Source organism: Ktedonobacter racemifer DSM 44963 (assembly GCF_000178855.1).
GTDB classification, from domain to species: domain Bacteria; phylum Chloroflexota; class Ktedonobacteria; order Ktedonobacterales; family Ktedonobacteraceae; genus Ktedonobacter; species Ktedonobacter racemifer.
This window is the reverse complement of sequence record NZ_ADVG01000002.1, coordinates 2,691,969-2,706,936: the sequence shown is the minus strand read 5'-3', so window position 1 is coordinate 2,706,936 and position 14,968 is coordinate 2,691,969. Positions and strand designations below refer to the sequence as shown.

Below are 14,968 nucleotides of genomic sequence, written 5' to 3'. Positions count from 1 at the left end.
CCATTCTGGCCCCTAAAAATCTTCTCCAATCTTGCCCTCTGTCACCTGCATGCCTTGATTTCTCGCTCCTATGGCGTTCACACATGGGGGTGTGGTGTGGAGCGTGTTGGCAGCCTGCTGCTGAGGCCTCTCCGGCATACATGCACGGAGGTTCCTGTTCCTCACCCACCGTTTCCGGCCTCTCCCGAAGGAGAAACCGGCTCTTGGTGGAGATAGGCAGGACTTTTCAGCCGACGCGCTCCGGCACGGGCAGCTCCGCTTTTGCGTCGAGCCACTAAGCCCATGCTTCGGGGCAAGGGCTGCCCCTCATTTGCACGTTGTTGAAGCTCCTCCATCACGGCTTGCAGGCGCGGCTCCGCACCTTCCCAGACAGGCTGGGTGAGAGAGGGGATCGTTTGCTGCGGTTCCAGGTAGGAAAGCAAGAATGCCGAGTAGAGATCACGCTGCACCGGCCCGAATCCGCAAGGACATTGGTGCCAGCGCTCTGATCTTGGCTTCTTGTGATACTGCCCCGACTTCTGGCAGTACTGAGAGAGTCTGGTCTGGTAGGCTGAGGCTTCGTGCAGGGTGCCGCCAGTTTTTGCAACTATGCGAGTCAAATGCCCTAGAAAGATCCCTGGTGCGCGAAGTCCGATGCTCCGACCATACTGCTTCTGCCATCCTTTGAACGAGGTTTTCTCTATGGTGATCGTGTTCCCCACCGAAGCGATGCGATGAGCCAGATTGCCATGCAGACTCTTGCGGTGTGCTGCGAGTCTGTGCTCAGCATTGGCGTGTTGTCTCCTGGTCGCCTGGTACCGCTTGCTCTCCTTCCAACGCAGGCGTTTGCCCGACTTCACCCGGCCTTGCTCATCGTAGTTTTCTGGATTGTTGGCACGGCGTTGCCGGTCCATTTTCCGTTGGATGCGCCGCTTTTTTCGGGCGTTCTGGGTTAATTCCTCGCAGAACGTGACCAGATCGGCTTTGCCCTCGCGCGGCACAATGGCAAGGCTGGAGGGGCCGATATCCAGACCAATCGTGTCGGTTCCGGTCTGCACGTGTTTTTTCTTGATGAGTGCGTGCCCCTCTAAGATGAGCTGGACGCGCATAGCGATTGCCATCGTGATCGGCCCCTTGAGCGGATGGCGAGGAAGCCTTGCGGCGGACCAGGCGGACATATTTGATCTTGTGGCGCATACCATGCTGGATCACGGGATCGTGCCAGTCGATGATCGCCGGAATGACCTCTTGGTTCCAGATCAGGAAGCCACCGTCTCCCGCATTGGGGTCCAGCACGAAGCGCATGCCGGCGTCGTTGCGTTTGCCCTCCACGCTATCAATGCCACGTCCCTTGCTGCGGAAGCGTACTCGTTTGGCTTTCCCAACACAGACCCGATTGACCGCCTGATAGGCGCGAGTCGCAAGGGTTTGAGCCATCGTGCTCTCAATGTGGTCGACGATCCAGGAGACACGGGCACGCTTGGCATACTCGTGCATCTCATATTCTGAGAAGTGGTATTTTGTGCGTAAGGCAGAAAAAGCCTGAGCGCGTTTCTGTTTGTGCGAGTGTGGGAGAGCCCGCGCCTTGTTCCATGCAGGATCATTGCGCATGCACCGGAGCCGCTTCATGGCTTCAGCAAGCAGAGCGTTGTAGAGGCACCGAGCCGCTTCCAGGTGCGCACGTACCTGGCGTTCCTGGCTCCAGTCGACTTGGAGAGGGAGTTCAAGAAGAAAGGTCGGTGTCTTTGCTCGCTTCATGACGTGCTTTGCCTTCCGATGCAGAGTATCTCTTGAGAAAGAGACAGGACGGCTGCCCGTCCCTCGTGTCTTTCCACACGTTCACATGTCTACACAGCTATTCCAGTTGGGCAGGCTTCTTCCGGTCACTCGACGACGTACCGTTCGGAAATGGATTCGTGAGAAGCAACTCCGTGCGATTACGTTAGGTCGAAGAGGAGGATACCGGATCCGCGTTCTGACTGAAAGGAGTTTCGCGCGCAAGCGTGAAACAAGAGAAGACGATGATCTTTCTTCATCTTGTGGAGAACACAGTACGAAAGAAGAGTGATGCTTCCCCTCCACCCAACCAGCCCGAAAGGAACGCCCATTCATCCCCGCCTTAGAAAAAGCGGGGCTTTCTGGGCCGTTCTCTGTAAATGACGTGAAAAGTGAGTACTAGCAGGAACGTGCCTGGGTACACCGCTCCTCATCGGGTATACTTCTCCTGGACCTTGTAAATTGCGCTCGTTGTCGCGAGACTGATTGATCGTTGTCGCAAACCATATGCTGCTCTCCTGAGGAAGAATGAATGCGATACGACACGTGGTGAAGAGCAAAAAGACGTCGTCAATATCATCTGAACTGATCTGGGTTGTAAAAAGAAAGAAGGAACTCCCCTCATGGTCGTCGTTGACAAAAAATTCGGCAAATATGTTCACCCTGAGGTCGAACGGAAATTCTTGTTAGCCACCATTCCACCTGATACCACTTTCCATGCAGACATTACAGACCACTATATTCCAAATACCACCTTCCGTTTACGGAGAATGCAGACTGAGCATGAAGTAACATTTAAGTTTGCACAAAAATTACGCGTTCATCCTCATGATACCCGGGTAATTTTACATACGAATTTTTACATATCGGAAGCTGAGTATGTTTTCTTAGCTTCTACTCTGCCCTCTCATCGACTTGAAAAAAGACGATTTAGGTTCCATGGAGGAACGATCCCCATGGCTATTGACCAATTTCAAGGACATCTCGAAGGCTTAGTGATTGCAGAAGTGGATTTTGGCCCGAACGGTGATCCTTCATCTCTCACCATGTCCTCTTTTTCACTTGCAGAAGTGACTGATGATGAGCGTTTTACCGGAGGGCGTTTAGCTTTGATAACCCGTCCACAAGTAACAACACTTCTTGACGAGTTCAATATAAAGTAAAGAAGAGGCCCGCCGTTCGCGAACGGCGGGCCTCTTCTTTACTTTGCTGTACTCTTACTTGAGCATCATAGGCGCGGCTTGTTGCGCGAGCTGGACGAGCCAGAAGGGCAGGACCGTACCGACCGCGAGTGTGCCGATGGCCGCGATGACCAGGGCAGTCCAGGCGAACCAGTTAAGGCTGGGCGCTGGATCTTGCTCCTCTGCCTCGGCGGGGAGAGGTGAGTTCACCACAGCCGTGCGTGTCTCTGGTTTGACGGCGACGGCGGCGCCACCACGCGAGAGCGTCGCGGTGGTGCTCCGAGTGGCACCAGCCGAACGTGCCGGGCGGCGAGACTCGCTGACCTTGGGCGAGGCTGGAACGGTTCCCAGGGTCGGTGCCTCTTTCTCCTCCTCCGTCTGCTCCATGAACATGGTGGCGATGACGCGCAGGTAGTAATACATACCCAGGACGCTGGCGAGGACACCAATGATCAGAAGTTCAGGATGCCCACCCGCGAGCGCGGCGTAGAAGATGTAGTACTTGCCAGCGAAGCCTGCCATGGGCGGGAAGCCCGCCAGGGCCAGCAGGAAGAAGGCCAGCAGACCAGCTACGACCGGGCGTCGGTACCAGAGACCGCGCAGATCGTTGGAGCTGCTACCCCCGTTATCCAGGCCCTCTAGAACTGAGATTGTGCCGAAGGCGCCCAGGTTCAGGAAGGTATAGCAGGCCAGGTAGAAGAGTAGCGCGCTCATGCCGAGCGTGCCACCCACCACGATGCCGATCAGCATATAGCCAGCGTGCGCGATGCTGGAATAGGCCAGCAGGCGCTTGACGTTGGTCTGTACCACGGCCATGATATTGCCGCCAACCATGGTCAGGATGGCGATGGCCCAGATCACGGGCGCCCAGGTATCATGGAAGGGCAGCAGAACCAATCCGAAGAGACGCCCAAAGGCGATCATGGCAGCGGCCTTGGTGCCGACCGACATAAAGGCCGTCACAGGAGCGGGCGCGCCCTGGTAGACGTCGGGCGTCCAGGCCTGGAAGGGAATCGCCGAGACTTTGAAGGCGAAGCCTACCGTGAGCAGGCCTAGGGCCACGATCAGAAGAATCGGAGCCTGTGCCGTGCCGTTAGCTGCGCCAGGCAGGTGCGAGGCAAAGAAGGCGATATCCTGGAAACGTGTGCTTCTGGTCGCGCCATATGTCAGGGCCAGGCCATAGAGCAGGAAGGCCGAGGCAAAGGAGCTGAGCAGGAAGTACTTCATACCTGACTCCAGCGAGGCGCGACGGCGCTCGATGAAGCCCGAGAGAATATACAGGGCCAGCGAGAGCATCTCAATGCCCAGGAAGATCGTAAGCAGGCTGGTCGAAGCGGCCAGCAGCATCATGCCCGCGGCAGCCAGGAGCATCAGAGTGTAATACTCGCCCTGGTGTACCAGTTGCAGGCGCTTGAGATACGGCGGCGAGAGCAGGATGCCCAGGCCAGCGGCGCTCAGGATAATCAGGTACGCCAGTTGCGTGCCCTGATCTGAGCCAACCATGCCATTAAAGGCCTCGCCCTGATTCCCGCCAAGTAAAAGCCCGATCGTGGTTCCGATAGCGCCAGCCACACCCACAAATGCCAGAATTGGCAGAATGGTGTAGTTCTGTGGCCCGCTATGCTTGGTGCGCTCACCCTCATGCGGCAATACGGCATCAACCAGCATCACAATGAGAGCCATGCCCACCAGGACCACTAATGGCGCTATTCGCCACCAATCAGCGGCGGTGACAGTGAATGTAAACGTCATTGACCATACCTCGTGAGAGAGGAGCCTCCTTTATGGCGGCTCCCTCTACGCTCATTTGATGAACGCATTGCCTAGATTTTGCATCGTGTTCAACACCGGCTGGTGCAGCAGGAAGGTGAGCGGCGCAGGCTGCAAGCCGATGTAGAAGATCAACGCCAGGAGTGGTAAGATCGCCAGGAACTCGCCCATACGGATATCCGCCAGGCCGCCGCGACGTGTGACCTGCGCCACCGGACCCAGGGCCGGGCCTGGACCCGTCATCACGCCCTGGAAGAAGCGCAGCATGTACCAGGCGGCAGGGACGACCACGGCGGTTCCCAGCACACCCAGAGTCACGTTACTGCGGAACGCGCCCAGCAGCGAGAGGAACTCGCCCGCGAAGCTGTTGAGTCCAGGTAGACCCAGCGACGAGAGGGCCGCGATCAGCAGCACCGTCGCCATGATCGGCACACGTGTCGCGATGCCGCCAAAATCGGCGATGTTGCGCGTTCCCACGCGCTCCTCGATGTAGCCCGCGATCAGGAAGAGGGCCGCGGTCGTAATACCATGGTTGACCATCTGCAGGACCGAACCCTCGACGCCCTGCGCGTTAAAGGCGAACATACCCAGCATAACCACGCCCAGGTGGCTGATACTGGAGTAGGCCAGAATGCGCTTGAGATCCGTCTGAACCAGGGCCAGGACCGCGCAGTAGAGAATACCGACGACGGCCAGAATGCTAAAGAACGGGGCCAGGGCCTGCACTGCCAGCGGGAAGAGCGGAATGCAGATGCGCAGGAAGCCATAGGCGCCAGTCTTCGACATCGCGCCAGCCAGGATAGCCGTCACGGGCGCGGGCGCCTCGCTATAGGTATCCGGTAGCCAGGAATGGAACGGCACAAAGGGAATCTTGACCGCGAAGGCCGCCGCGAAGGCCAGGAAGAGCCAGAGCTGCGTTGTGCTATCGAAATGGGCCGCGCAGGTGACCGCACCCGTATTGGGATTGGTCAGACCGTTAGTCAGGGTGCCCATATCGAGCGTGAAGCCACAGCCTGCACCCACCGTCCGCGTATAGAAGTAGCCCACGGCGATAATGCCAGCCAGCATCAGCAGGCTACCCGCCGAGGTATAGAGCACAAACTTGAACGCGGCATAAATGCGGCGCTCTCCGCCCCAGGTGCCCACCAGGAAGTAGGCTGGAATCAGCATCAACTCCCAGAAAATGTAGAAGAGGAAGAGGTTCGCCGAGAGAAAGACGCCCAGGATACCGCTTTGCAAGAGCAGCATAAAGGCCATGTAGCTCTTAAAGCGCTTCTGCTGGCGGTAGGAGGCTGCCATACACACCAGTCCGAGCAGCGAGGTCAGCACGACCAGCAGCAGACTGATGCCATCGACATCCAGGGTATAGTTGATGCCAATCGAAGGAATCCAGGGCAGGCGCTCCTGGAAGCTCGAATGGCTGAAATTGCTCACCGTGGCCTGCGAATACAGCAGAGCCAGAATGAACGAGAATAGCACGTTGGCGCTTGCGAAGGCTAGCGAAACCCAGCGAATGAGTACCTGGTTCGCCTTCGGCAGACAGAGCACAACGGCTCCTCCAATTAGCGGGAGGAAGATCAGTAACGAGAGAATGTACGACTGCATAACTTCTACCCCCTCACCGCGTAGTACAGAACGATCAGCAGCACGCCGAACAGGATCGCCAGCGCGTAGTTGCGCATATAGCCGGTTTGCAGGCGACGGATGCCACTGCTCGAACCGCGGAAGAGCGCGGTAATACCAGTATTGATGCCGCCCAGCAGGCTCCCATCGAGGAAGCGCGTGGCGAGGCGACCCACGCCCTGAACGGGCTTGACGATGATCCAGCCAAGGGCCTCATCGACATAGTACTTATTGAAGAGCAGCTTGTAGACCGGGCTGGTGCTTTCTTTGTAGGCAAAGCCCTGCGCGTAACGAGCACGAGCCAGGAAGAAACCTACAAGCGCTGCTGCGATACTCAGGCCAGCCGAGACCCATTCGAGACCCAGCGAGATTTCAGGAGTCTGAACACCCGAGAAGGCCGGAGCCAGGAAGTTGCCCAGCGGCGACCAGTTAGGCAGGCCGATCAGCGAGAAGGAGCCGAAGACACCACCGATGATCGAGAGGAAGGCCAGGATCGCCAGCGGCATCCACATGACAGCCGGAACCTCGTAGACCTGGTAGATGCTGGCGGGCGCGCCATGGCCGTGGCCATGATTCGCGGGAGCCAGGTCTTCTTCCTCGTCATCCTCGTGCGCGGACTGGACCGCCGCGCCGCCGCGATACTCGCCATAGAAGATGGAGAAGAAGAGGCGGAACATATAGAAGGCGGTCAGGCCAGCCGTCAGGATACCGACACCCCACAGCACGTAGTAGCCGTAGTTGGCGGTATGCACGGCCTGGGCGAAGATCGAACCCAGGATCTCGTCCTTACTCCAGAAACCGGCCAGGGGTGGCAGACCACTGATGGCCCAGGTCGCGAAGAGGAAGGTCCAGAAGGTAATCTTCAAGCGGCTACGCAGGCCACCCATATTGCGCATATCCTGTTCGCCGCCCAGGGCATGAATCACCGCGCCCGCGCCCAAGAAGAGCAGGGCCTTGAAGAAGGCATGCGTCAGCAGGTGGAAGATGCCTGCCGAATAGTTGTAGACGCCCTCGGCCATGAACATATAGCCCAGCTGGCTGATGGTCGAGTAGGCCAGGACGCGCTTGATATCTAGCTGTACCAGGGCGATGGTCGCCGCGAAGAGCGCCGTCGCGCCACCGATACCCGCTACAACGTTGAGCGCCACGGGCGCGATCTGGAAGAGCGGATGTGCGCGTGCCACCAGGTAGACACCAGCGGTCACCATCGTCGCGGCATGGATCAGGGCGCTGACGGGTGTCGGGCCTTCCATGGCGTCGGGCAACCACATGTAGAGTGGTAACTGCGCCGACTTGGCGGCACAGGCCACGAAGATCAGCAGCGTAATCGCCACGGCTGTCGCGCTACCGGTCGAGACCGCGTTGACGTTCGTGAAGACACTCTGGAAGTTCAGCGTGCCATAGTTCAGGAAGATCAGGAAGATGGCCAGCATCAGGCCGAAATCACCAATGACGTTGATGACGAAGGCCTTACGTGCTGCGGCCACAGGGGCCGAGCGCTGGTACCAGAACCCGATCAGCAGGAACGAGGCCAGGCCCACCAGGCCCCAGCCCATCAGCAGGAAGAGGAAGTTATCCGCGGTGACCAGCAACACCATCGAGAAAATAAAAAAGTTCAGATAGGCGAAGAAACGCCAGAACCCCGGATCATCCTCCATATACCCTGCCGAGTATATATGGATCAGCAGGCCCACGCCCGTCACGACCAGCAACATCGTCGCGGTCAGGGGATCGAGCAGTAGACCGAAGTCGACATTGAACGCGCCGCTACCAGTGCCCGACGTGATCCAGTGATAGACCACTGTATCATTGACACGGCCGTTATTGGCGGCTGATGTGCCGAGCATCGAGACAAAGTTGCTTAGCGCGAAGAGAAAGGCAAGGCCACACGCGCCCCAGCCCACGGTCAGGATCGCGGCGCGGGGCAAGACTTTGCCAACCAGCCCCAGCACGATAAAACCGAGCAAGGGTGGTAGCAGTACCCACAGACTAAGATTGATCATACTGCCCCCTCATTAGCCTCGCAACATATTCATCTCGTCAACATCAATGTTGCGGCGGGTGCGGAAGATGGAGACGATAATGGCCAGGCCCACGACCACCTCGGCGGCGGCCACGGTCAGCACCAGGAAGACAAACATCTGTCCATCCGCGGAATCGAGAAATGTTGAAAAGGCCACAAGCGATAGGTTGACGGCATTGAGCATCAACTCAATAGACATAAAGATTACCAGCGGGTTGCGCCGGATAAGCACGCCAATCGCACCGATACCGAATAATATGGCGCTGACGATCAGATACGCTGAGAGTGGCGGCAATGTAGAAATTTCAGGCATGTTAGAAAAAGACCTCCATCCTCACGTTCAGCGAAGACCCTGAAAAACAGGGAAGAATAGCTTCATCTCAGGCCCTCCGACCGAAGACCAGGGCGCCCAGGATGGCGACCACGATCAACAGGCTGGTGACCTCAAAAGGGAAGAGGTAACCATGGAAGAGTGCCAGCCCAAAGGCTTCAACGTTGCCATGCGTGGCGACGGCATGGCTATAGCTCTCACCGGCCTTGAGCACTGTTGGGCTACCAGAGACATTCTTGAAGATCAGGTAGCTCAGCGCGCCAACCAGGACTACGCCCAGCAGGCTGCCGACATAGCGTTGCCAGGGGATGCGATCCTCTCCCTTGTCCTGCGCATCAGATGTGAGCATGGTCACGACGAAGAGGAAGAGCACCATGATCGCGCCCGCGTAGATCAGGACCTGCACCACGGCGATAAACATCGCGCCCAGTTGCAGATAGAACATCGCCAGGAAGAAGAGCGTCAGAATCAGGCTGAGCGCGCTGTAGACGGCGTTCTTAAAGGCGATGACCCCGATAGCGGAGGCGGCGCTGGCGACTGCCAGCACGGCGAATGCGAGTATCGTAGGTGTCATAATAACGATTCCTTATTTTCCTAGCTGGCGGCGGTCCGCGTCCTGGTCAGGATTCTCGAACAGCACGGGGCGCTCAGTCTGGTAGTCGCCCAGGCCGACCGCAGTCGCGCTGGCGACTGCCAGCACGGCGAATGCGAGTATCGTAGGTGTCATAATAACGATTCCTTATTTTCCTAGCTGGCGGCGGTCCGCGTCCTGGTCAGGATTCTCGAACAGCACGGGGCGCTCAGTCTGGTAGTCGCCCAGGCCGACCGCAGTCGCGCTGGCCTGTGAGCCATCGAAGGCATTGCCCTTCTGCGGCACAGGCTGCTCAGCCGAATCAGGTTCGGGCGCGGGATCGGCCCAGACCTCGTTCGAGCCAACGGTCGCGCTGCCCTTCGGCTCCAGAAGCTGCTCTTTATGATAAACCAGGTCTTCCGGATGGAACGAGGCCAGCTTGTATTCCTTCTCCAGGGTAATCGCGCCCGTAGGACAGGCCGCCTGGCAATAGCCACAGAAGATACAGCGCAGCATATTGACATCGAAGACGCGGGCATAACGCTCACCTGGAGAGACGCGCTCCTCCTCGGTATTCTCCGCAGCCTCGATGTAGATGGCGTCAGCTGGGCAAGCTCCTGCGCAGAGATAGCAGCCCACACAGCGCTCCAACCCGTTGTCATAGCGGTGCAGCACATGGCGTCCGCGGAAGCGCGGCGCCAGTTCTCGCTCCTCCTCGGGATAGGAGATGGTGGTAGGCTTCTTGCCCATATTTTTCAGGGTCGTGGTCATACCCTTGAGAATTTCAAAAGACATATGAACTCCTTAAAGCTTTAAGGACGCGTTCTTAAGTATGAAGTAAGAAGGGGGAATTTTGTGGGGACACCCCACACCCCGGCAGGAGGGAGACCCTCCTGCACCTCCCCTCTTTCTACGCTTGAACTGCTGTTGGCTCTTGCTCGGAGCTGGTGCTTTCGGTGACGGCTTTGGGCTCGTACTTGACCAGGCGAACCGAGGTGGGGAGCAGGAGCTTGCCCTGCTTCTCCTCAAAGCGCGTGCCCTCGCTGAAGCCCTGACGGCGAGCGACAAAGAACATGACCGCGAGCACGACCAGGCCAGCCACACCACTGATCGCCCAGTGCCAACCCAGCGCCACCACAAAGGCGGTGATTACCGCGTTGAGGACGGCCAGGGGCAGCAGTAACTGCCAGCCGAAGCGCATCAGGCGGTCATAACGGATACGTGGTAGGGTCGCGCGCAACCACATAAAGATGAACAGGAAGATGGCAATCTTGACGACGTAGATGATGATCGAAGCGCCAGGGAAGAGCGTCTCCAGGCCGAAGAGGCTCCAGCCACCCAGGTAGAGCGTTGTCGCCACCGAGCTGACCGTGATCATGTTGATATACTCAGCCATCTGGTAGAGGCTCCAGCGCAGGCCTGCGTATTCCGTCAGGTAGCCCGCGGTCAACTCTTGCTCGGCCTCGGGCAGGTCAAATGGCGCGCGATTGGTCTCGGCGATGCCCGCGATGAGATAGATGACAAAGCCCAGGGGCTGCGCCAGGATGAACCAGGACATGCCAGAGGCTCGCTGCATATCGATAATGCCGACCATACTCAGGGTCTGAGACCACATGAGTACGCTGCCGAGGGCCAGGCTCAGACTGGTCTCGTAAGAGACCATCTGTGCCGCGCTACGCAGAGCGCCCAGCATGGAGTAACGGTTGCCGGAGGCCCAGCCACCGAGCACGATGCCGTAGACTGCCAGCGAAGAGATAGCCAGGATCCAGAGCAGGCCAATGTTGACATCGGCAATCAGGGGATCCCAAACATTGTGTACGCTGGTCTTGCCGCTCCAGTTGAGACCAATGGGCACCACGGCAAAGGCCGAGAGCGCCACGATGGTTGAGAGGATTGGCGCGATACCGTAGATAAACTTACGCGCCTGCCCCGGAACAAGCTGCTCTTTGAAAGCCATCTTGATGCCGTCGGCGAGCGGCTGTAAGAGACCGAAAGGGCCAACGCGGTTTGGTCCCAGGCGACCCTGGATCTTCGCCAGCACGCGACGCTCGATGAGCGTCATATAGGCAAAGACCGTGAGCAGGATCGCGATAACGATAGCGCTTTTGATGACCGCGGCGACGATCTCGTTGTTTAAGAAATCAAGCATGAGCTACCTCCTGCTCCAACGAGCGAACGCCCTGCATGCCCAGATCTTCGTGGGCCAGGCCCGCGTAGAAGGGGTTGTGCTCGGCGATCTCGTCGAAGATATCGCGGGGGTGCATATAGTTCCAGTCGGCTCCCAGGGCCTGGGCGAGCTGGATTAGGATCTCCCAATCGGCCTTGGCGCCGGGCAGGGGCCGCAGGGCCTTGCGTACGAGCTGCACATGGTGGTCGAGGTTGGTCATGGTGCCGTCCTTCTCGGCGAAGGTCACGGCGGGCAGAACCACGTCGGCCTGCTGGGCGGTCTCGTTGAGGGCGACGTCCTGCACGACCAGGAACTCGATGGACTGGGGCAGGGTCGCGCCATTCAGATGGCGCAGCGGATTGGCACCCATGACGAAGAGGGCCTTCAACTGTGAGCCAGTGAGCATCTCATTGTAGGTCATACCAACCGTCGTCGTCGCCTGGTAACCAGGAAGCGCGTCGGGCAACAGACCCATGTCGCGCGCGCCGAGCGAGTTGGCATCCTCAAAGAGGGGGCCAACGCCCGCGCCCTCGCGGTCAATGTTCTTGGTGACAAATGCCAGGGCTTGCAGGTCGGCGGCCAGGTCTTCGCAACCGGGATCGAGGGTCGCCATCTCATCGTACAGGATGACCGCGCCCTTCGCGGCGCTGCCAGCACTGACGATCTCCTGAGCCAACTGGCGGAGTTGCGCCACGACCTCGGCACCAAAGGCGCTCTCAGCCTCGGCGATAACGCCCTTCTCACGGCCAACCTTGCTCTTGATATCCTCGTAGCCGCTGGTCTGGACCTCACCCGCCTCCAGAACGTAGTTGAGCAGCAGCTTGGCCGCCTTGCCCGCGCCATTCTGAGGGACATTCACCTTGGCCGCCTTGTAGGGGCTATTGGTGAAACGATCCAGTTCGGTGGTCTCCGAGTTGATGATGCTGATCTTGGCTCCGGCCTTCATGGCTTTCTTGATGCGCAGGTTGAGCACTGGCTGGCGCTCATAGGGATCGGAGGCGACCAGCACGATGTGTCCAGCCTTCTCCAGTCCGGCGATGCTGTTGGTCATCATCCAGGGCTTGCCGGTCAGGCGGTCGCGCGGGCCGAGGAAGAGTCCGTGATGGTGATCAACGTTGGCCGTGCCCAGGACCTCGCGCAGCAGCTTCTGGAAGAGATAGGTCTCTTCGTTGGTGGTGCGGGTCGAGCCGATACCTCCGATGGCCTGCGCGCCATGCTTGCTCGCGATCTCTTGCAGACGCTGAGCGACATAGGCGATGGTCTCGGGCCAGGAGGCGGGTGTAAGCGTGCCATTGCGACGGATCAGGGGTGTGCGCAGGCGCTCGGGATTGTTCACATAGTCAAACTCCCAGCGACCACGGTTACACAGCCATCCATCATCGATGGCGTCGTTGTTGCGCGACATCAGGCGCGTCACGCGGTCGACGCGCACATCGACGCGCGCATTACAGCCGACGCTACAGTTATTACACACGCTGGGAACGCGTTTGAGCTCCCAGGGGCGAGCCTTGAAGCGATAGCTTGTGGCCGTTAGCGCGCCCACCGGGCAGATCTCCACCGTATTACCGGAGAAGTTTGAGTCAAAGGCGTTGCCGGGGGCCGTGCCGACCTCCATCTTGTAGCCGCGCGAGATCATAACCAGGCCGTTGTCCATCGAGATCTCGCTGCTAAAACGCGTGCAGCGCTGGCAGAGAATGCAGCGCTCGCGGTCGATGTTGATATCCTTGCTGATGGGCACAGGCTTGGGATAGTGGCGCTTGTTGAGATCGAAGCGCGTCCCGCCGGGTCCATGGCGCAGGGTGAAGTCTTGCAGGTCGCACTCGCCAGCCTTGTCGCAGATCGGGCAGTCCAGCGGGTGATTGATGAGCAGGAACTCCAGCGTACCCTGGCGCGCGTTCAGCACCTTCTCGGTCTTGGTATGCACTACCATACCCTCGCTCACAGGCGTGGTACACGCCGTCTGAGGGGGCTTGGGCATGTTCTCAACCTCAACGAAGCACATGCGGCAGGCACCCAGCGGCGGCATTTTGGGATGGTAGCAGTAGATCGGCACCTCGATACCAGCCTTCTGCGCGGCGGCCCACACCAGGGTACCTGGCGGAACCTCGACGGGAATGCCATCGATGGTGAGGTGTACGAGTTCGTCCTTTTTCTCTTCTGGCATAATTATTTCTACCTGACGGTTTGTATCATTCCTATGGATAATTAATTGGCGCCAGCGCTTAACGTGGCGGCTTCTGCGTTGATGATCGTGTGCTTGTGATGCCCGCCGACCATGCAGTGGCCGTGCGTCACATGGTACTCGAACTCCTCGCGGAACATGCGCACGCCGCTGGTAATCAGGCTGGTTGCCGCGTCGCCCAGGGGGCAGAACGACTTCCCGCTGATATTGCCGCAGATGCTGGTGAGCAGGTCGATGTCTTTCATCTTGCCGTGCCCATGTTCCAGGCGCTCAAGAAGCTCGGTGAGCCAGTAGGTGCCTTCGCGGCAGGGCGTACACTTACCGCAGGACTCATCGCGATAGAACTCGACTGCACGCGCGATGGTTCCAACGATACAGGTCTCGTCATTAATAACGATCACACCACCTGAGCCGAGCATCGAGCCAGCCGCCGCTACGGACTCATAGTCCATGGGAATGTCTAGCTTGTCGGGACCCAGGAAGAAGGTCGAGGAACCGCCGGGAATGACGGCCTTGACCTGGCGGTCGTTAAGGATGCCACCACCATACTGTTCATCATAGAGAAGCGTGCGCAGAGGTATGCCCAGGGCCACCTCGTAGTTGCCGGGCTTCTTGACGTGTCCACTCAAACCAAAGATACGCGTGCCTTTACTCTTCTCTGTGCCGAAGGAGGCGTAGTACTCGCCACCCTGCTCAATAATCGCGGGCACGGTGCAGAGTGTCTCGCAGTTATTGATAACCGTGGGACCGCCATAGAGGCCGACCACCGCCGGGAAGGGTGGCTTGAGGCGAGGATAGCCACGGCGACCCTCCAGCGACTCCATCAGCGCACTCTCTTCGCCGCAGATGTAGGCACCCGCGCCACGGTGAACGATCACGTCGATGCTATAATCGCTACCCAGGATGTTACTGCCGATCAGGCCCGCTTCATAGGCCTCATCAACGGCGCGCTGGACCTGGTCCGCCGCGTAGGGCAGCTCGCCACGAATGTAGATGAAGGCCGTCTTGACGCGACAGGCATAGCTGGTGATAAGCACGCCCTCGACCAGCAGGTGTGGGTTGCGCTCCATCAACATGCGGTCCTTGAAGGTGCCTGGCTCGCTCTCGTCCGAGTTGCAGCAGAGGTAGCGTGGCTTATCGTTCTTGGCCAGGAAGCTCCACTTCATACCCGTGGGAAAGCCCGCGCCACCGCGTCCGCGCAGACCAGACTTCTTGATCTCTTCTACGATCTGGTCTGGCTCGCTCTTCAGGGCCTTGGCCAGGGCCTCATAGCCCCCGTTCTGGCGATAGACCTCAAGCGTGTCGATTCCCGGCACATCGATATATTTTGTAAGAAACTTGGCTGTTTCTGGCATTGCACATTTC

Annotated in this window: 11 protein-coding genes and 1 pseudogene; 1 reads left to right on the top strand and 11 read right to left on the bottom strand. The window is 58.7% G+C overall.

Going from position 1 to position 14,968, the window contains the following annotated elements; translation table 11 throughout:
- Positions 1-161: 161 nt before the first annotated feature.
- A pseudogene (locus KRAC_RS66570) lies at positions 162-1,737 on the bottom strand (nuclease/transposase family protein).
- Positions 1,738-2,378: 641 nt separating this feature from the next.
- Here KRAC_RS66570 and KRAC_RS62645 point away from each other — a divergent pair.
- A complete protein-coding gene (locus KRAC_RS62645; RefSeq protein ID WP_007913103.1) occupies positions 2,379-2,918 on the top strand; it encodes a CYTH domain-containing protein in 540 nt (179 codons plus the stop codon).
- Positions 2,919-2,972: 54 nt separating this feature from the next.
- Here KRAC_RS62645 and KRAC_RS28015 read toward each other — a convergent pair whose 3' ends face one another.
- From KRAC_RS28015 to nuoF, 10 genes are all read right to left on the bottom strand, one after another.
- Positions 2,973-4,688 (bottom strand): NADH-quinone oxidoreductase subunit N, encoded by a 1,716-nt coding sequence (locus KRAC_RS28015; RefSeq protein ID WP_007913102.1) that lies wholly within the window; start codon positions 4,686-4,688, stop codon positions 2,973-2,975.
- Between the two features lie 51 nt (positions 4,689-4,739).
- Positions 4,740-6,311: a complex I subunit 4 family protein gene (locus KRAC_RS28010; RefSeq protein ID WP_007913101.1), complete on the bottom strand. Its 1,572-nt coding sequence runs from the start codon at positions 6,309-6,311 to the stop codon at positions 4,740-4,742.
- Between the two features lie 5 nt (positions 6,312-6,316).
- A complete protein-coding gene (gene nuoL / locus KRAC_RS28005) occupies positions 6,317-8,332 on the bottom strand; it encodes an NADH-quinone oxidoreductase subunit L (protein WP_007913100.1) in 2,016 nt (671 codons plus the stop codon).
- A 12-nt stretch (positions 8,333-8,344) separates the two neighbouring features.
- Positions 8,345-8,665, bottom strand: a complete 321-nt coding sequence (gene nuoK / locus KRAC_RS28000) for an NADH-quinone oxidoreductase subunit NuoK (protein WP_007913099.1) — start codon at positions 8,663-8,665, stop codon at positions 8,345-8,347.
- 67 nt (positions 8,666-8,732) lie between these two features.
- Entirely contained in the window at positions 8,733-9,257 is a 525-nt protein-coding gene (locus KRAC_RS27995; RefSeq protein WP_007913097.1) for an NADH-quinone oxidoreductase subunit J family protein, read from the bottom strand.
- A 12-nt stretch (positions 9,258-9,269) separates the two neighbouring features.
- Positions 9,270-9,410: a hypothetical protein gene (locus tag KRAC_RS71725; protein WP_007913095.1), complete on the bottom strand. Its 141-nt coding sequence runs from the start codon at positions 9,408-9,410 to the stop codon at positions 9,270-9,272.
- 12 nt (positions 9,411-9,422) lie between these two features.
- Positions 9,423-10,049, bottom strand: a complete 627-nt coding sequence (gene nuoI / locus KRAC_RS27990) for an NADH-quinone oxidoreductase subunit NuoI (RefSeq protein ID WP_007913093.1) — start codon at positions 10,047-10,049, stop codon at positions 9,423-9,425.
- Positions 10,050-10,164: 115 nt separating this feature from the next.
- The gene (gene nuoH / locus KRAC_RS27985) at positions 10,165-11,403 is read right to left on the bottom strand and encodes an NADH-quinone oxidoreductase subunit NuoH (RefSeq protein WP_007913091.1); all 1,239 of its coding nucleotides are present in this window, start codon (positions 11,401-11,403) and stop codon (positions 10,165-10,167) included.
- On the bottom strand, positions 11,396-13,585 hold the full coding sequence (gene nuoG, locus KRAC_RS27980) for an NADH-quinone oxidoreductase subunit NuoG (RefSeq protein WP_007913090.1): 2,190 nt from the start codon (positions 13,583-13,585) through the stop codon (positions 11,396-11,398). The genes nuoH and nuoG overlap by 8 nt, the downstream gene beginning before the upstream one ends.
- Before the next feature lie 41 nt (positions 13,586-13,626).
- Entirely contained in the window at positions 13,627-14,958 is a 1,332-nt protein-coding gene (gene nuoF, locus KRAC_RS27975) for an NADH-quinone oxidoreductase subunit NuoF (RefSeq protein WP_007913087.1), read from the bottom strand.
- Positions 14,959-14,968 lie beyond the last annotated feature (10 nt).

What these genes read in the sequence shown, in the direction of transcription:
- nuoL (WP_007913100.1), bottom strand. Translation starts at nt 8,332, where the DNA reads ATGATCAATCTTAGTCTGTGGGTACTGCTACCACCCTTGCTCGGTTTT.
- nuoH (WP_007913091.1), bottom strand. Translation starts at nt 11,403, where the DNA reads ATGCTTGATTTCTTAAACAACGAGATCGTCGCCGCGGTCATCAAAAGC.
- nuoI (WP_007913093.1), bottom strand. Translation starts at nt 10,049, where the DNA reads ATGTCTTTTGAAATTCTCAAGGGTATGACCACGACCCTGAAAAATATG.
- KRAC_RS71725 (WP_007913095.1), bottom strand. Translation starts at nt 9,410, where the DNA reads ATGACACCTACGATACTCGCATTCGCCGTGCTGGCAGTCGCCAGCGCG.
- KRAC_RS27995 (WP_007913097.1), bottom strand. Translation starts at nt 9,257, where the DNA reads ATGACACCTACGATACTCGCATTCGCCGTGCTGGCAGTCGCCAGCGCC.
- KRAC_RS28015 (WP_007913102.1), bottom strand. Translation starts at nt 4,688, where the DNA reads ATGACGTTTACATTCACTGTCACCGCCGCTGATTGGTGGCGAATAGCG.
- nuoG (WP_007913090.1), bottom strand. Translation starts at nt 13,585, where the DNA reads ATGCCAGAAGAGAAAAAGGACGAACTCGTACACCTCACCATCGATGGC.
- nuoK (WP_007913099.1), bottom strand. Translation starts at nt 8,665, where the DNA reads ATGCCTGAAATTTCTACATTGCCGCCACTCTCAGCGTATCTGATCGTC.
- KRAC_RS28010 (WP_007913101.1), bottom strand. Translation starts at nt 6,311, where the DNA reads ATGCAGTCGTACATTCTCTCGTTACTGATCTTCCTCCCGCTAATTGGA.
- nuoF (WP_007913087.1), bottom strand. Translation starts at nt 14,958, where the DNA reads ATGCCAGAAACAGCCAAGTTTCTTACAAAATATATCGATGTGCCGGGA.
- KRAC_RS62645 (WP_007913103.1), top strand. Translation starts at nt 2,379, where the DNA reads ATGGTCGTCGTTGACAAAAAATTCGGCAAATATGTTCACCCTGAGGTC.